Raw genomic sequence first — 17,038 nt, forward strand, 5'->3', positions numbered from 1 at the left:
GACAGGATCGGGAGCGTGGACCGTTCAGCGCTGACCCGTACCGTCCGTGGGCTGTGGGATGACGACATCCTCCCGAGCCTGTCCGAACTGGTGGCCATACCCGCCATCTCCCCCGGCTTCGACTCGCAGTGGGCCGAACACGGCCACCTCGTGGCCGCCGTGGCGCACGTCCAGGCCTGGATCGCCGCCCGCGACCTGCCGGGGCTGACCACCGAGGTGTTCGAGCTGCCCGGCCACGCGCCGCTGCTGCTCGTCGACGTGCCCGCCACCCGGGGCTCGACCGCGCAGGGCACCACCGTGCTCTACGGCCACCTCGACAAGCAGCCGCCGGTGGCCGACTGGTCGCCGGGCCTCGGCCCGTGGACGCCGGTCGTCAAGGACGGCAGGCTCTACGGGCGGGGCGCGGCCGACGACGGCTACGCCGGGTACGCCGCCGTCGCGGCCCTCGAAGCGCTGCACGCGGCCGGTGGCGCGCACGGCCGGTGCCTGGTGCTGCTGGAGACCAGCGAGGAGTCCGGCAGCCCCGACCTGCCCGCCTACCTCGCGCACCTCGGCGACCGGCTCGGCGACGTGTCGCTGGTCGTGTGCCTGGACTCGGGCGGCAACGACTACGAGCGCATGTGGCTGACCACGTCGCTGCGCGGCCTCGTGCAGGTCGGCCTGACCGTGCGCGTGCTGGACAGCGGCCTGCACTCCGGCATGGCCAGCGGCATCGTGCCCAGCTCGTTCCGGGTCGCCCGGCAGCTGCTCGACCGCATCGAGGACGCCTCGACCGGCGAGGTGCTGGTGCGCGAGATGCACGTCGACATCCCGGCGAACCGGATCGCCGAGGTGCGCGAAGCCGTCGGCGCGGTGCCCGGCGCGCTGACCGCGACCGTCCCGTTCGCGGGCGGCACCACCGCTGTGGAGAAGGACGAGGTCGAACTCGCCCTCAACGGCGGCTGGCGGCCCACGCTGTCGATCACCGGCGCCGAGGGCCTGCCGCCGCTGGACGACGCGGGCAACGTGCTGCGCCCGTTCACCACGCTGCTGCTCAGCTTCCGCCTCCCTCCGACCGCCGACGCCGCCGTGGCGTTCGAGGCCGTGGAGGAGCTGCTGACCACGGACGTGCCCTACGGCGCGAGCGTGGAGCTGAGCCGGGTCGAGCACGCGGGCGGCTGGAACGCCCCCGACCTCGCGCCGTGGCTGCGCGAGACCCTCGACCAGGCGGGCGAGGACATCTTCGGCAGCCCGTGGCGGACGGTCGCGCTCGGCGGGTCCATCCCGTTCATGGGCCTGCTGCACGAGACGTACCCGGACGCCCAGTTCCTGGTCACGGGCGCGGTCGGCCCCGACTCGAACTGCCACGTGCCGGACGAGTCGCTGCACCTCGACCAGGCCGCGAAGGTCACCGAGGCGGTCGCGCTGGTGCTGGACGCGCACGCCCGCCAGGTGTGACGACGTGGGGGCTTCCGCGGTGCGGAAGCCCCACCCCGCCCGGCAACACTTCACAACTTCGCGGTAACCGGGCTATCTGGATCGATGCCGCACACTGTTCCGGTGAACGAGCAACGGCAGAGGACCGAGCGGCTGAGGCTCGCCGCGTCGGACTCACCCGATGCGCCCTGGCGCCTGTGGGGGCCCTACCTGGCCGGGCGCCAGTGGGGCACGGTCCGCGAGGACTACTCCGCCTCGGGTGACGCCTGGACGTCATTCCCGTTCGACCACGCGCGCGCCCGCGCCTACCGCTGGGGTGAGGACGGCATCGCGGGGATCTGCGATGTCCACGGGTTCCTCAACCTCGGGCTGGCGCTGTGGAACGGCCGCGACCCGATCCTGAAGGAGCGCTACTTCGGGCTGACCAACAACGAGGGGAACCACGGGGAGGACGCCAAGGAGTACTGGTGGGTCACCGACGGCACCCCGACGCACTCCTGGATGAAGGTGCTCTACCGGTACCCGCAGGCCGAGTTCCCCTACGCCGAGCTGCGCGAGCTCGCCGCGAGCGCGGGGCGCGAGTCGCGGGAGCCGGAGCTGTCCGACACCGGCGCGCTGGACGAGAACCGGTTCTTCGACGTGGAGATCGCCTACGCCAAGGCGGGCCCGTCCGACGTGTGCGTCGAGATCACCGCCACCAACCACGGGCCGGACCCGGCCCCGCTGCACCTGCTGCCCCAGCTGTGGTTCCGCAACACGTGGGCGTGGGGGCGCGACGAGCGCAAGCCGTCGCTGACCGCGTCCACCGCGGACGGCTGGCACCGGATCGTCACCGAGCACGGGAAGCTCGGCCGCTACACGCTGCACGTCGGGGGTTCGCCGACGCTGCTGGTGACCGACAACGAGACGAACGAGGTGGCGCTGTTCGGCGCCGCGGCGAACCCGACGGAGTACACGAAGGACGGCATCGACCGGCACGTCGTCGGCGGCGACGCGACGTCGTGCCAGGCGGTGCCGGGCGCCACCACATCGGGCACCCGCACCACGGGCACCCGCACCCCGGCCACCGGCACGAAGGCCGCGGCCTGGTACTCGTTCGACGCGGTCGCGCCCGGCGAGTCCGTGTCGATCCGGCTGCGGCTGGTGGAGGGCGACGGGCACGTCGACGCGTTCGGGCCGTCGTTCCAGTCCACTGTGGACGCGCGGCGGGCCGAGGCCGACGAGTTCCACCACGACCTGGCGCCCGACGCCGACCCGGTGCGGGCGGCCGTGTCGCGGCGCGCACTGGCGGGCCTGATGTGGACCAAGCAGCACTACCGCTTCCGCACCAGGGAATGGCTGGACGGCGACCCGGCGCAACCGGCGGCGCCCGGTTCGCGCAGGTCGCCCGCCGCGCGCAACAGCCACTGGCGGCACTTCGACTGCGCCGACGTCATCTCCATGCCCGACGAGTGGGAGTACCCGTGGTTCGCGGCGTGGGACCTCGCGTTCCACACCGTGCCGTTCGCGATGGTCGACCCGGCGTTCGCGAAGGAGCAGCTCCTGCTGCTGTGCCGCGAGTGGCTGATGCACCCGAACGGCCAGATCCCGGCCTACGAGTGGGAGTTCGGCGACGTCAACCCGCCCGTGCACGCGTGGGCGGCGCTCCAGGTGTACCGGGCGGAGGAGAACCCCGACCGGAAGTTCCTGGCGAAGATCTTCCACAAGCTGCTGCTGAACTTCTCCTGGTGGGTCAACCGCAAGGACGCCGACGGCAGCTACCTGTTCGAGGGCGGGTTCCTCGGCATGGACAACATCGGGCCGGTCAACCGGTCCGAGCCGATGCTGGGGCAGTGGCGGCTGGAGCAGTCCGACGCGACGTCGTGGATGGCCGCCTACAGCCTGCACCTGATGCAGATCGCGCTGGAGCTGGCGCGGCACGACGAGGCCTACGAGGACGTGGCGACGAAGTTCGTCGAGCACTTCCTGGGCATCGCCGAGGCGTTCACCCAGTTCGGTTCGGACGGCGGCGGGATCTGGGACGAGGCCGACGGGTTCTGCTACGACATGGTGTCGCGCAGGCTCCCCGACGGCACGGTCCAGTCGCACCCGGTGCGGGTGCGGTCGATGGTGGGGCTCATCCCGCTGCTGGCGTCGGCCGTGCTGGAGCCGTGGGTGTTCGAGGAGCTGCCGAGCTTCACCCGGCGCCTTGACCACCTGATGGCCCGCAGACCGGAACTGGTGCAGTTCCTGACCTGGCAGGACCGGCCGGACGGCCGCCGCAACCTGCTGTCGCTGCTGGACGACCGCAAGCTGCGGCTCGTGCTGGCCAGGATGTTGGACGAGGGCGAGTTCCTGTCGCCGCACGGCATCCGCTCGATGTCGGTGGCGCACCGCGAGGGCATGGAGGTGCACGTCGCCGACCAGCAGCACCGGATCGGCTACGAGCCCGGCGAGTCCCGCACGCCGATGTTCGGCGGCAACTCGAACTGGCGCGGCCCGGTGTGGTTCCCCACCAACGCCCTGCTGGTCGAGGCGCTGCGCACGGTCGACTCGTTCCACGACGGGCAGTTCCGCGTCGAGCTGCCGACCAGGTCCGAGCGCGAGGTCACGGCGGGTCAGGCGGCGGACGAACTGGCCCGCAGGCTGGTGTCGCTGTTCCTGCCCGACCACGACGGCCGCAGGCCCGCCGACGGCAAGAGGGTCGAGTCCACGGATTCACCCCTCTGGCGTGAGCACATCACGTTCAGCGAGTACTTCGACGGTGATACGGGAGAGGGTTTGGGCGCTACTCATCAAACCGGGTGGACCGCTTTGGTGGCAGGACTACTGCATCCTTGACCTGCACGGATAGCGTCGGGGCATGTGCACTGCGTATTGGTGTGAGTGTGATGCGACACGATAGTGTCTGCGTCATTCGGCCGAATGGGACTGTGACAATCAATTCGGTAACGCGAACGGGATGTAACACGGACGTGCTGTCCAGCCTGTCACCCAAGTGGCAGTATCCCGAACACTCGACCAACTCAGTTACGAGGAGTGACCTCAGTGGCCCGTCGAACAAGTCACCAGGTGTTCGCCCTGCTCCCCGCACTGGGGCTAGCCGTCGTCGCGGCAGCGGGCTGTGCCACGAGCACCGACACCGCGGGCACCGCGGGTGACAGCGGTATCGCCGTCGTCAGCGCCGGCAAGCTCACCACCTGCACACACCTTCCGTACGAGCCCTTCCAGTTCCGCGAGGGCGACAAGACCGTCGGCTTCGACGTCGACCTGGTCGACCTCGTCGCGAAGGACCTCGGCCTCACCCAGACGATCGTGGACACCCCCTTCGAGGGGATCCAGTCCGGTGAGGACATGAACACGAACAAGTGCGACGTCGCCGCGGCGGGCATGACGATCACCGACACGCGGAAGGAGAACTTCGACTTCTCCGACCCGTACTTCGACGCCGAGCAGGCCCTGCTGGTGAAGAAGGGCGCGGCCATCAAGGACCTCGCCGGTCTGAAGGGCAAGAAGGTCGGCGCGCAGGCGTCGACCACCGGCAAGGACTACCTGGACGCGAACGCGGCGGCCAACGGCTACACGGTCATCGAGTTCGAGGACCTCGCCCTCGAGCTCACCGCCGTGCAGACCGGCCAGGTCGACGCCGCGGTCAACGACAACGGCGTGCTCTACGACTACGCGAAGAAGAACGCGGACACCGAGGTCACGACCGAGTTCTCCACCGGTGAGAAGTACGGCATCGGCGCCAAGAAGGGCAGCCCGCTGATCGCCAAGATCAACGAGACGCTCAAGAAGGCGAAGGACAGCGGGGACTACGACAAGATCTACGAGAAGTGGTTCGGCAAGAAGCCGGCTTCCAAGTAGCCGGTTGAACGCGGGGCCGGTGCGCGCGCACCGGCCCCGCTGCTTTGCTCCCACTTCCACTCTCGCGAGGAACTCCACATGGCACTCTCCAAGCGGCAACGGGCGAAGGCCTTCCGCGGTGTCCAGTACGGCCTCCTGGTGGTCGCGATCATCGTCATCGCGCTCGTCGCCGACTGGGGCAAGGTCAGACGCGCCTTCTTCGACTTCGAGGTCGCGGGCAAGCTCTTCCCCGACATCATCATCACCTCGCTGCGGAACACGGTCGTCTACTCCGCGCTCGGGTTCGCGTTCGGCCTCGCCCTCGGTCTGCTGCTGGCGCTGATGAAGCTGTCGTCGGTGGCGCCCTACCGGTGGATCGCGACCGTCTACATCGAGTTCTTCCGCGGTGTCCCGGCCCTGCTGGTGTTCATCGCGTTCGGCTACGGCGTGCCCATCGCGTTCCAGGTCCGCTTCGACAACCTGACGACGGTGATGCTCGCGCTGGGCATCGTCGCGGCCGCCTACATGGCCGAGACCATCCGCGCGGGCATCCAGGCCGTGCCGAAGGGCCAGATCGAGGCCGCGCGCTCGCTCGGCATGTCCGCCTCGCGCGCGATGATCACCGTGGTGATCCCGCAGGCGTTCCGGATCATCCTGCCCCCGTTGACGAACGAGCTGATCATGCTGACGAAGGACTCGTCGCTGATCTACGTCATCGGCCTGGCGATCGACGAGCGCGAGCTCACCCAGTTCGGCAGGCAGGCGATGAACGAGTACCGGGGCATGACGCCGATCATGATCGCCGGCCTGTGCTACCTGATCATCACGCTGCCGCTCGGCCACCTGTCCAGGCGGCTGGAGAAGCGCACGGGTGGTCGCAAGGTCAGCAGTACTCCTGAAGCGAGTGGGGTGGCGTCCGCATGAGCGACGTGGCTGTGGAGAAATCAGGGCCCGCGGTCGAGATCACCGGGCTGAAGAAGTCGTTCGGCTCGCTGGAGGTGCTGCGCGGCATCGACGTGCGGGTGGACTCCGGCGAGGTCATCTGCATCATCGGCCCGTCGGGTTCCGGCAAGTCGACGCTGCTGCGCTGCGTGAACGTGCTGGAGGAGCCGACGGCGGGCAAGATCGTCGTGAACGGCATCGAGCTGACCCACCCGGACGTCGACATCGACGCCGCGCGGACCCGCATCGGCATGGTGTTCCAGTCGTTCAACCTGTTCGCGCACCTCACCGTGCTGAACAACCTCACCGTGGCGCAGCGCAAGGTCCTCAAGCGCAGCCAGGCCGAGGCGGAGGAGGTGGCGCTGCGCAACCTGGAGCGCGTCGGCCTGCTGGAGAAGGCGCAGGCGATGCCCGCGCAGCTCTCCGGTGGCCAGCAGCAGCGGGTCGCGATCGCGCGGGCGCTGTCGATGGACCCCGAGGTGATGCTGTTCGACGAGCCGACCTCGGCGCTGGACCCGGAGCTCGTCGGCGACGTGCTGAGCGTCATGCGCCAGCTCGCCGAGGAGGGCATGACCATGCTCGTCGTCACGCACGAGATGCAGTTCGCGCGCGAGGTGGCGGACAAGGTGCTGTTCATGGACGGCGGCTACGTCGTCGAGGAGGGTCCGGCGGCGCAGGTCATCGGCGACCCGCAGCACGAGCGCACGAAGTCGTTCCTGGCCCGCGTGCTCAACCCGACGCACCAGGACAAAGCCGACTAGTGGGCGAGAGCGGCGCGCGTGGGCTGGACGTCTTCGACCCCAGCCCCGCGCAGTCCTTCCGCATGGCCGCGGGCGACGTGCTGCGCGGTGCGGTCGACACCGACGTCGGCGGCAACTGGAGGTTGCCCCGGCGCCGGTCGAGCGCTCCCCCGGTGATCCGGATCGTCGACCGCTTCCTCACCGGCGTGCTGGACCTGCGCGCCGTGGAGCTGAACTACCTGCTGGAGTTCGAGCGCTGCCGGTTCGAGCGGCCGCCGGACCTGCGGCAGAGCAAGCTGCCGGGCGTCGAGTTCCGGCAGTGCTGGCTGCCCGGCCTGGCGGGCCGGAACCTGACCAGCGCCAACGACTTCTCGCTCGACGGGTGCACGGTCGACGGGGTGGTCGACCTGACCGACTCCGACATCGGCGGCTCGGTCGCCTTGCGGGACAGCAGGCTGAACGCGCCCGGCGGGCTGGCGCTGCACGCCGACCGGACGAAGGTCGCCGGAGCCCTGCTGGCGTACGGGATCCGCGTCGAGGGCGAGGTGCGGATGGCGGGCGCGCAGATCAGCGGCAACTGCAACTTCAGCGGCGCCGCGCTGCACAACCCGACCGGGTTCTCGTTGAACGGCAACGGGATGCTCGTCGGCGGCAACCTGCTGTGCGGGGTGTGGGCCGAGACCGACCAGCACTTCACCGCGCACGGCACCGTGATGCTGCCCAACGCCCGGATCAGCTCCGCGTTCACGATGCGCCGCGCGGCCCTGCACGCCGGTGACGACCGCAGCGAACCCGACATCGTCGACCCGCACGCCGACCCGTACGCGGCGCTGGTGCTCGACCGGATCACCGTGAGCGGCGACGTGGAGCTGGACCGTGGGTTCACCAGCGCGGGCACGCTGCGGATGCTGAACGCGGCCATCGGCGGCACGCTGTCGCTGTCCGGCGCGCGGCTGGACGCCGTGAGACCGCAGGAGGGCAACACCGAGCCGGTCGGCCGCGGCCGGGCCGTGCACCTGGACGGCGCCGAGATCGGCGGCGACGTGGCCGCGCGGCAGCTGGTGATGAAGGGCCAGTTCCGGATGGTCGACGCGACCGTGCGCGGCAGCCTCGTGCTGGACGGCTCCGTGCTCGACAACCCGTTCGCCGACACCGTGCTGGCCAACCGCTGCCGCGTCGGCAGCAACTTCAGCGCCCGCGAGGCGAACGTGGCGGGCGTGCTGGAGCTGCGGGCCGTCCACATCGGAGCGAACCTCGACCTGCGCGGCAGCAGACTCATCCAGCCCGGCCAGTACCGCCACCAGCCCGGCGAGAAGTCGTCGGTCGACATCGGCGGCGCCACCGTCGGCCGCGACCTCATCTGCGCCAAGGGGGACAAGGAGTTCGTCGCGCACGGCGGCGTCCGCACCCGGCGCGCCCAGATCGGCCGGATGGCGAACTTCGCGGGCGCGGTGCTCGGCGACAAGCTCGACAGCCACGCCCTCAACGCGCTCGGCATGCAGGTGCCGGAACTCGTGCTCACCCCGGTCAGCCCGCCGAAGGGCAAGGTCACGCTGCGCGGCGCCAGCTGCACCTCGTTGGACGACAACGAGACGTTCTGGAGCGCCACCGGCCGCATCGACCTGGAGGACTTCCGCTACGACTCGCTGCGGCACTCCATCGACCCCCAGGACGACCAGGCCGTGCTGCGGCGGCTGCGCTGGCTCCGCCAGGCCATGCGCCACCGCTACCGCCCCGGCCCGTACGACCAGCTCGCCGCCCTGCTCCGGGCGAGCGGCAACGAGGAGCACGCGTCGACCGTGCTGATGGAGAAGCAGCGGCTGCGCTACACCGCCGTCGCCGGGGGCACCCGCGTGGTGGGACCGCTGGTGCTGCTGTGGAGCTGGTTGCAGCGGTCCATGGTCGGCTACGGCTACCGACCGGGCCGCGCACTCGGCTGGCTCGTCGTCTCGTGGGTGCTCGGCAGCGCGTACTTCGCCGCGGGCGCCGACCTGGTCGTGATCAACGCCGACGACACCCTCGAGTGGAACCCGTGGCTGTTCACCATCGACCTGATCGTGCCGATCGTCGACTTCGGCAACAAGAACCGCTGGCAGACCCACGGCGCCTCGCAGTGGATCGCGTCCGGCCTGATCGTCAGCGGCTGGGTGCTGGCGACCACCGTCGCCGCCGGTCTGACGCGGATGCTGAAGAGGTAGCCGGTGCGCGCCGACCCGTTGCGCGGTCGGCCTAAGGTGACCCAACACCGGCCTTCGTGAGGAGCTACGACCGTGACGGATGTCGTTCTGGCGCTGGACGTGGGCGGTACGAAGATCGCCGCCGGGCTCGTCGACCGGGACGGGGTGGTGTCGCGGGCGGTGCGGGTGGCCACGCCGGTGGGTGAGGCGGAGGAGACCTGGGCCGCGGTGGCGTCGGCGGTGGACGAGGTGCTGCGGGGCGACACCGTGGCGGGTGTCGGGATCGCGTGCGCCGGGCCGGTGGACGTGGTGGCGGGGACGGCCAGTCCGATCAACGTGCCGTCGTGGCAGCGGTTCCCGTTGCGCGACCGGGTCGCCGACAAGCTGCCGGGGGTTCGGGTCGAACTCGCGGGGGACGGCGTGTGCATGGCGCTGGGCGAGCACTGGCGCGGGGCCGGGCAGGGCAGCCGGTTCATGGTGGGGCTGGTCGTGTCGACCGGTGTCGGCGGTGGGCTGGTGTTCGACGGGCAGCCGTTCGGCGGGCGGACGGGGAACGCCGGGCACATCGGGCACGTGGTGGTCGAGCCGGACGGGATCGCCTGCCCGTGCGGCGGGCGGGGCTGCGTGGAGACGGTGGCCGGTGGGCCGCGGCTGGTGGAGTGGGCGCGGCGGCAGGGGTGGCAGGCGCCGAAGCACGCCGACGCGGCGCACCTCGCGGCGGCCGCGCAGCACGGCGAGGAGGTGCCGCTCGCGGCGTTCGAACGCGCCGGGTACGCGGTCGGGCTGGCCATCGCGGCGACCGCGGCCGTGTGCGACCTGGACCTCGCCGTCGTCGGCGGTGGCGTGGCACAGGCCGGTGACCTGCTGTTCGACCCGATCCGCCGGTCGCTCGCGGCGCACGCGGGCCTGTCCTACCTCGACGGCCTGCGGGTCGAGCAGGCGCAGCTCGGCGGCGAGGCGGGCCTGGTCGGGGCGGCGGCGCTGGTGGCTAATCGCTGAACCGGCGGGCCGGATCACCACCCGGCGGTGGTGATCCGGCCCGACGACCGTGCTCAGTGGTAGGACCGTTGCGCCCCATCCGAGTTGTTACCCGGCATCCCGGTTGTGCCAGCGCTCGTGCTGTTCCAAGTCGATGATCAGGGCACCGCAGGTTGGACATCCACCCGCGGGTTCGGGTTGGACGGCTGTGGGCAACGGGGCCAAGGGGTCGACCGCGCTGTCCTTCAAGCGGCGCACGGCGGCCCATTGGCCGCGCCACCGAGGGATCTCCTCCTCCCGAACTCCGCAGGCGATCAGGATGCCCTGGACGACCTGCCACTTGGGGAACTTCTTGCCCTGCAGGGCGCGGTGGATCGTCGCCGTCGACAACCCGGTGCGGGCAGCCAGCACGCGCAGGGACGGTTCCCCGTTGTCCTGCCGCACCTGCGCCCAGTGACCCGCGATGTTGGCAAGGGCTCGCTCGAACTCCATCGTGGACGATTCCCCGGTGGGGACGTGCATGATCGATGCCTCCTCGGAGGTGTGGTGCTGGGCCGGCCACCGGCCGACCCAGCACCGGGACGGGACACGCCCAGCCGCGATCAGCCGGGCAGGGGGCCACGTCCAAGAGCACCGGGCCCGTCGGTCGGGTCCCCCGCTCCGAGGATGCGGTGAACGATCTCCGCTGCCGCCATGCTTGCGCCCGCAGCGGCGGGCATGGCCACCTCGAGCCCGTAGCCCATGCGAAGCAGCACCGTCGTCATGGCCAGGTCGAAGACCATGACGACGGCGACACCCATCTCACGCCCAATCATTTTTTTCACGCGTCCTTGCCACTTGTTTTCGTTGGTCCAGGCGGGTCTGGTCGCAGGGGGACGAGGTCCGTCTGCACAACTCCAGGAGAGGAGCCGCGATCACCCCAGGCCTTGCAGGGCCAATGGCGATAAGCCGAAAATACACGGATACGCCCCATGCGCGACCCCCTCGACAGAGGACTCGTGGCGATGAAACGAGGTCGCTACAGAATCAACCACAGGAAAACGGCACCCATCAGTACTCAATGAGGTGATCTCACCAACGGCGATCCCAGCGATGAGAACCCAGCGGAGTTCGTAAAACGCTCAGCAGAGCCACGGAAGCCCGGAAGACGAAGGACGGGGAACCCCTGGTAGGACTGGATTTGCGAAGATCAAATCCTGACCAGAAGGCTCCCCGTGATCACCTATCGTGCCACACTCGACGTGCCCCGCGAACTCGCCCAGTACCTGGGCCGCCTGCTCCAAGCCGAACGTCGCGAACGCGGCACTCGTAAGGGTGTCAGAGCGCTGACCTGCTACGGACAGGCGGTACTGGGGCTGCGCTGGTTCCGCCAGAACACCGACATCACCGCACTGGCCCGCGACCACGGCATCTCCCGCGCCACCGGCTACCGCTACCTCGACGAGGTCATCACCGTGCTCGCCGAGCAGGCCCCGGAATTGCACGAAGCCCTGCAACAAGCCAAGAACGAGGGACTCGCCCATGTCATCCTCGACGGCAAGATCTTCTCCGCCGACCGCCTCGCCGAGAAGACCACCAGCGTGAAAGGCGAACAGATCGACCGCTGGTACTCCGGCAAAGCACGCGAACACGGCGGCAACATCCAAGCTCTGATGGCACCCAACGGTGTCCCGCTATGGATCAGCGACGTCGAACCCGGCTCCGCACACGACCTGACCGCGGCCCGCGAGCACGTGCTCGGCGCCCTGTACTGGGCCGCCTCCCAACTCGACCTGCCCACCCTGGCCGACAACGGCTACGACGGGGCGGGCATCGGCGTGTTCACGCCGGTCAAACAGCCTGCGGATGGCCAGGTACTCGACATCGACACTCGCACCTACAACGCCCTGCTACGCGGCCTGCGCTGCCTCGGTGAACGCGGATTCGCGATGCTGACCGGACGATGGCGCGCACTGCGACACTTCACCACCAGCCCCCGCAAGATCGGCTGCATCGTCAAAGCCGCACTCGTGCTCACCCATTTCGAGCATGGACGGCTCATCTGAAAGTCGCTGAGATCACCTCAATGGATTCCATCCAACGGTGAATCCCGCACATGTGCGGAAACCACGAAGACATCGGATTCCACGATGTTTGACGGAGGATGGAGATGGGAAACTGATCGATGTAATCTGAGAATTGGGCCAACAGAGCAGAGCGAGTGACGCACAAAGGCCCCCTGCTGCAACAGGGGGCCTTTGTGGAGCATCCTCGACAACGGCAGGACGCCTTCGAACAACCCGATGCCCGCCTGGACCAACAGAACGAGAGCGACCGGGACCCGCACGTCGCACGTGCGGGAGCATCAACTCGGACAGCGCCGCCGCGAGGAACTTCGCAAGCCGGCGCCGAGGATCCGCAACCTGAAGAAAGTACCTCGACCTGTGCGCAACGCATGGAAGAGCCCCGTCGCGATGAACGGACCGACGGGGCTCGGGGGTGCTCTCCGGAGGTGGACGGGGAACAATCGCAGCGATGACACGGTCGCGACCACCGCTGATGAACAACCGCGAGGGAACGAGAACCGGTCATCAGTCAGCCGCAGTGTGGACTTCGCTTCGGACAAGGACACGGGCCCGTTCGACCCGTGCCAGCCAACTAAGCGGGTCACCAGTGCGGAGCATGCCTGCGCATTGCCCCGACCCTGATCCGTGGCATTGACGATTAGCCCCACCGCGACAGCCAGCCTCGGATGCGCCGCATCGAGGTCCACGCGAATCTCCTCGCCGAACCCGCAGCGGACAGGTCTTGCCGACCCGTTTCCGACGCGATGAACGGCAAGTATCATGATCCGCTCATCTCCTTGCTGCCCGAGGGGGCCTTGTGCTAGGGAAGTTCCCCGGCATCGCTCTATCTTGGGCAATTTCTTCAGCACACGCAACCCACGGGGCGACCTGAAACGAACTGACCCGCGAATGCAACAAAATTTCGCTCCCGTGACTTCCGAAAAGAACACGACGTGCGGGAAGATGCCACCGGCTGCCGACCGCCTCGATCCACGAGGACGAATGATCGCCGACGGCGTCCGCCACGGCTAGTGTCGAGGTAGTGGACAAGACCTCGGAAGAGCACTGGGAAGAGCAGTCCGGCAACTGGATCGCCTGGGTCCGCCGTCCCGGCCTCGACTCCTACTGGACCTACCGCGAGGCGTTCTTCGCGCTCGTCCCGGCACCCGGCTTCGCGACGCTGGACTTCGGCTGCGGTGAGGGCCGGGTGTCGCGGGACCTGGTCGGGCGCGGGCACCGGGTGACCGGGTTCGACGCCTCAGCAGGCATGGTGGCCGCCGCCCGCGAAGCCCACCCCGAGGGCGAGTACCTGGTGGCGGACGCGGTCTCGCTGCCGTTCGAGGACGACAGCTTCGACCTGGTGGTCGCCTACGACGTGCTGATGGACGTGTCCGATGTGGACGGTGCGGTGCGGGAAGCCGCGCGGGTGTTGATGCCGGGTGGGCGGCTGTGCCTGTCGATCACGCACCCGATCACCGACCCCGGCGACCGGGAAAGCCCTTACCTCACGTCGTCGCCGGTGCGCGAGGCCGTCGAGCGGGACGGGTTGCCGATGGTGTTCAACGGGTGGAGCCATCCGCTGTCGCACTACGCGGGAGCGCTGGAGAAGGCCGGTCTGCTGATCGAGGCGCTGCGGGAACCGGCGTGGCAGGACCGTCCTGTTCCGCACCACCTGTGGCTGCGGGCGCGGCCCGCCTGATCGTCGCGAGCAGCACGCCGACGCCGCCGAGCGCCAGGCCGACGACGGCGCGGCCGCTCAGGGTCTGGCCGAGCGCCAGCCACGCGAGCAGGGCGGTGACGGCGGGTGTGAGGAAGAACAGGGCGCCGACCCTGCTGGCCGCTTCCTCGCGCAGCATGGTGTTGAGCAGCAGGTACGCGCCGACGGAGTTGACCAGGACGAGCCACGCCAGCACGCCGCCGAACGCGGCCCAGTCGGTGACGCGGGGCGTTTCCAGCACAAGCGAGGCGAGCCCCACGACGGGTGCGGCGACCAGGATGTGGACGGCGGTGCTGCTGCGCACGTCGGCCAGGGGCGTGAACGCCTTCTGGTAGACGGTGCCCAGGCTCAGGCCGAGCAGCCCGACCACGCAGAGCAGCACCGCGCCGAGTGACGACCCGAACTGGTCGGACACGGCCAGCAGCACGCCGACCCCGCCGATGCCGAAGCCGATCCACTGGTGACGGGTGATCCGCTCGTGCAGCACGCCCGCCGCGAACAGGGCGATGACGATCGGGTTGAGGCCCTGGACGAGGGCCACCACGCCGCCGGGCAAGCCGAGGCCGATGGCCGAGTAGAACGCGCCGAACTGCACCGCCTGCATGAGCAGGCCGACGACGGCGACGTGCGCCAACTCCTTGCCGCGCGGCCACTTCGCCTTCGTGACCACGGCGATCACCGCGAGCAGCAGACCGGCCAGCGCGAACCGGCAGGCCGTGAGCAGCAGCGGTGGCGCGACATCCGTGCCGATGACCCCGGCGATGAACGCGCTGCTCCACAGCACGACGAACACCGGTGGACCGATCCGACCCATCACGCCTCCTGAGTAACCCGTTAGTGCGGTTACCCGAGACCGTAACCTATCTGAGGGGTTATGCTCCACCCGTGGACTTCACCTTCGTCAGCGGCAACGTCGCCCTCGACTTCGCGGGTACGGTCGGATCCCGGCGCACCGAACGGATCCAGCTGCTCACCGACCCCGCGGACCTGACGGCGTGGATCACCGCGGCCGGGCTGGTCGACGTGGCGCCGGACGTGGACGAGCGGGTGTTCGAGGACGCGCTGGTGCTGCGCGAGGAGATCTACCGGCTGGCCTGCGCGGCGCGCGACGGGGAGGACTACACCGGCTTGGCGCTGCTGAACGACCGCGCCGCACGGCCGCCGATCGCGGTCGGGCTCGGCGCGGACGGCGGGATCACGCGGACCGGCGACGTGGACGCGGTGCTCACGACCGTGAGCCGGGCGGCGGTGGGCCTGCTCGCGCGGCCGCTCGCGGCGGAGGTGCGGGAGTGCGGCGCGGACACGTGCACGCGGCTGTACGTCGACAACTCGCGGCGCGGGTCGCGGCGGTGGTGCGACATGAAGTCGTGCGGCAACCGGGTCAAGGCGTCGCAGTTCCGGGCCAGGCACGCGTGAGGCCACCGGGGGCGGACCCCGGTGGCCTCAGCACGAACCCGTGGAACTAGTGCGCCGCGATCGCCTTGACCCGCGGGCTGTCCTCGTCGACGTGGTAGTCGGCGGCGTTGGTCTGGTCGGTGCCGTTGGGCACCTTCCGCTGGTGCGCGATCAGCGTGACGACCACGGCGACCAGGAGGTTGGCCACCACGGCGACGATGCCGACGTAGATCTGCACGGTGGACGCGCCGAAGGGGTGCCAGCCCAGCAGCGACAGCTTGCCCAGCGGCAGCGCCGAACCACCGAAGTGCGCCTTGTTCGCCGCGGCGTTGGGGATCGTGTAGAGCAGGTACATGCCCCAGCCCATGCCGATGACCCAGCCCGCGATCATGCCCCACACGTGGAACCAGCGGGTGTAGAGCGCGATGGCCACCGCGGGGAGCGTCTGGAGGATCATGACGCCGCCGATGAGCTGGAGGTCGATGGAGAACTGCGGGTCGATGAACAGGATGAACGCGACCGCGCCGAACTTCACCACCAGAGAGGCGAGCTTGGCCTGCTTCGCCTCCTCCTTCGGAGTGGCGTCCTTCTTGATGTACTCCTTGTAGATGTTGCGGGTCCACAGGTTCGCGGCCGCGATCGACATGATCGCCGCCGGGACCAGCGCGCCGATGCCGATGGCGGCGAACGCGATGCCCGCGAACCACGGCGGGAACTCCTGGCCGAACAGCACCGGCACGATGGTGTTCGTGTCCGGCCTGCCGGTCGCCTGGTTCGTGATCGGCTTGACGCCCGCGCTGATGGCGACGTAGCCCAGCAGCGCCAGCAGGCCCAGCAGCAGCGAGTACGCGGGCAGCGCCACCATGTTCCGCTTGATCACCTTGCGGCCGCGCGAGGCGAGGATGCCGGTGAGCGAGTGCGGGTACAGGAACAGCGCCAGCGCCGAGCCCAGTGCCAGGGTCATGTACTGGAGCTGGTTGTTGGCGGTGAGCAGAGTGCCATCGCTCAGCACATCGGTCTTGTCGAACTTGGCCTGCGCGTCGGAGAAGACGCCTCCCCAGCCGCCGAACTTGCTCGGCAGGTAGATCACCGCGACGATGATCACCAGGTAGATCAGGCCGTCCTTGACGAACGCGATCAGCGCGGGCGCGCGCAGGCCGGACTGGTAGGTGTACAGCGCCAGCACGACGAACGCGATGAATAGCGGCAGGTGGCCGAGGACACCGCCGCCGTTGAGGCCCATCGTGCGCAGCACGGCCTCCAGGCCGACGAGCTGGAGCGCGATGTACGGCATGGTCGCGAGGATGCCGGTGATCGCGACGATCAGCGCCAGCCAGTGCGAGCCGTAGCGGCCGCGCACGAAGTCGGCGGGCGTCACGTAGCCGTGCACCCGCGACACCGACCACATCCTGACCAGGGGCAGGAAGACGATCGGGTACAGGATGATCGTGTAGGGCAGGGCGTAGAAGCCCATCGCGCCCGCGCCGAACATCAGGGCGGGGACGGCGACGAACGTGTACGCCGTGTAGAGGTCACCGCCCACCAGGAACCAGGTGATCCACGAGCCGAACTTGCGGCCGCCGAGCCCCCACTCGTCCAGGTGTTCGAGCGTGCCGCCCTGCTTCCACTTCGCCGCGAAGAACCCCAGCACGGTGACCAGCAGGAACAGGACCGTGAACACCACCAACTCGGTCCACCGCATCAGCGCTTCCCCTTCTTCTTCGCCGAGCCCGCGCCCTTGGCCCTACCGGCGGTCCTCGCGGTGCCGGCGGACTTCGCGCCGGTGGACTTCGCGGCGCCGGT

The 17,038-nt window shown here is 69.4% G+C and carries 13 protein-coding genes and 1 pseudogene; 10 read left to right on the forward strand and 4 right to left on the reverse strand.

Annotation, left to right across the window (positions count from 1 at the left end):
• Positions 1 to 6: 6 nt before the first annotated feature.
• From RM788_RS24510 to RM788_RS24540, 7 genes are all read left to right on the forward strand, one after another.
• The gene (locus tag RM788_RS24510) at positions 7 to 1,437 is read left to right on the forward strand and encodes a M20/M25/M40 family metallo-hydrolase (RefSeq protein ID WP_315934741.1); all 1,431 of its coding nucleotides are present in this window, start codon (positions 7 to 9) and stop codon (positions 1,435 to 1,437) included.
• Positions 1,438 to 1,539: 102 nt separating this feature from the next.
• A complete protein-coding gene (locus tag RM788_RS24515; protein ID WP_315934099.1) occupies positions 1,540 to 4,236 on the forward strand; it encodes an MGH1-like glycoside hydrolase domain-containing protein in 2,697 nt (898 codons plus the stop codon).
• A gap of 207 nt (positions 4,237 to 4,443) precedes the next feature.
• Complete coding sequence (locus RM788_RS24520) at positions 4,444 to 5,262, forward strand: transporter substrate-binding domain-containing protein (RefSeq protein ID WP_315934100.1); 819 nt, start codon at positions 4,444 to 4,446, stop codon at positions 5,260 to 5,262.
• A gap of 78 nt (positions 5,263 to 5,340) precedes the next feature.
• Positions 5,341 to 6,165, forward strand: a complete 825-nt coding sequence (locus tag RM788_RS24525; protein WP_315934101.1) for an amino acid ABC transporter permease — start codon at positions 5,341 to 5,343, stop codon at positions 6,163 to 6,165.
• The gene (locus RM788_RS24530) at positions 6,162 to 6,944 is read left to right on the forward strand and encodes an amino acid ABC transporter ATP-binding protein (RefSeq protein ID WP_315934102.1); all 783 of its coding nucleotides are present in this window, start codon (positions 6,162 to 6,164) and stop codon (positions 6,942 to 6,944) included. The genes RM788_RS24525 and RM788_RS24530 overlap by 4 nt, the downstream gene beginning before the upstream one ends.
• A complete protein-coding gene (locus RM788_RS24535; RefSeq protein WP_315934103.1) occupies positions 6,944 to 9,121 on the forward strand; it encodes a hypothetical protein in 2,178 nt (725 codons plus the stop codon). The genes RM788_RS24530 and RM788_RS24535 overlap by 1 nt, the downstream gene beginning before the upstream one ends.
• 72 nt (positions 9,122 to 9,193) lie before the next feature.
• Entirely contained in the window at positions 9,194 to 10,099 is a 906-nt protein-coding gene (locus tag RM788_RS24540) for an ROK family protein (protein ID WP_315934104.1), read from the forward strand.
• 87 nt (positions 10,100 to 10,186) lie between these two features.
• Here the strand turns inward: RM788_RS24540 and RM788_RS24545 are convergent, their stop codons facing one another.
• Positions 10,187 to 10,600, reverse strand: coding sequence for a helix-turn-helix domain-containing protein (locus RM788_RS24545; protein ID WP_315934105.1), 414 nt, complete (start codon positions 10,598 to 10,600; stop codon positions 10,187 to 10,189).
• Positions 10,601 to 10,680: 80 nt separating this feature from the next.
• Positions 10,681 to 10,893: a hypothetical protein gene (locus RM788_RS24550; RefSeq protein ID WP_315934106.1), complete on the reverse strand. Its 213-nt coding sequence runs from the start codon at positions 10,891 to 10,893 to the stop codon at positions 10,681 to 10,683.
• Positions 10,894 to 11,292: 399 nt separating this feature from the next.
• Here RM788_RS24550 and RM788_RS24555 point away from each other — a divergent pair, with 399 nt between their 5' ends.
• On the forward strand, positions 11,293 to 12,123 hold the full coding sequence (locus RM788_RS24555; protein WP_315923401.1) for a transposase family protein: 831 nt from the start codon (positions 11,293 to 11,295) through the stop codon (positions 12,121 to 12,123).
• A gap of 1,042 nt (positions 12,124 to 13,165) precedes the next feature.
• Positions 13,166 to 13,822 carry a class I SAM-dependent methyltransferase gene (locus RM788_RS24560; RefSeq protein WP_315934107.1) on the forward strand — a complete coding sequence of 219 codons (657 nt, stop codon included), beginning with the start codon at positions 13,166 to 13,168 and terminating at the stop codon, positions 13,820 to 13,822.
• 13 nt (positions 13,823 to 13,835) lie between these two features.
• Here the strand turns inward: RM788_RS24560 and RM788_RS24565 are convergent.
• A pseudogene (locus RM788_RS24565) lies at positions 13,836 to 14,654 on the reverse strand (DMT family transporter); the annotation flags it as partial.
• 71 nt (positions 14,655 to 14,725) lie between these two features.
• Here RM788_RS24565 and RM788_RS24570 point away from each other — a divergent pair.
• A complete protein-coding gene (locus RM788_RS24570) occupies positions 14,726 to 15,256 on the forward strand; it encodes a CGNR zinc finger domain-containing protein (RefSeq protein WP_315934108.1) in 531 nt (176 codons plus the stop codon).
• A 46-nt stretch (positions 15,257 to 15,302) separates the two neighbouring features.
• On the opposite strand, the gene mctP is transcribed toward RM788_RS24570, so the two are convergent.
• Positions 15,303 to 16,937, reverse strand: a complete 1,635-nt coding sequence (gene mctP, locus RM788_RS24575) for a monocarboxylate uptake permease MctP (protein WP_315934109.1) — start codon at positions 16,935 to 16,937, stop codon at positions 15,303 to 15,305.
• Positions 16,938 to 17,038: the final 101 nt, after the last annotated feature.

Origin of the sequence: Umezawaea sp. Da 62-37 (assembly GCF_032460545.1) — a bacterium.
Lineage (GTDB): Bacteria > Actinomycetota > Actinomycetes > Mycobacteriales > Pseudonocardiaceae > Umezawaea.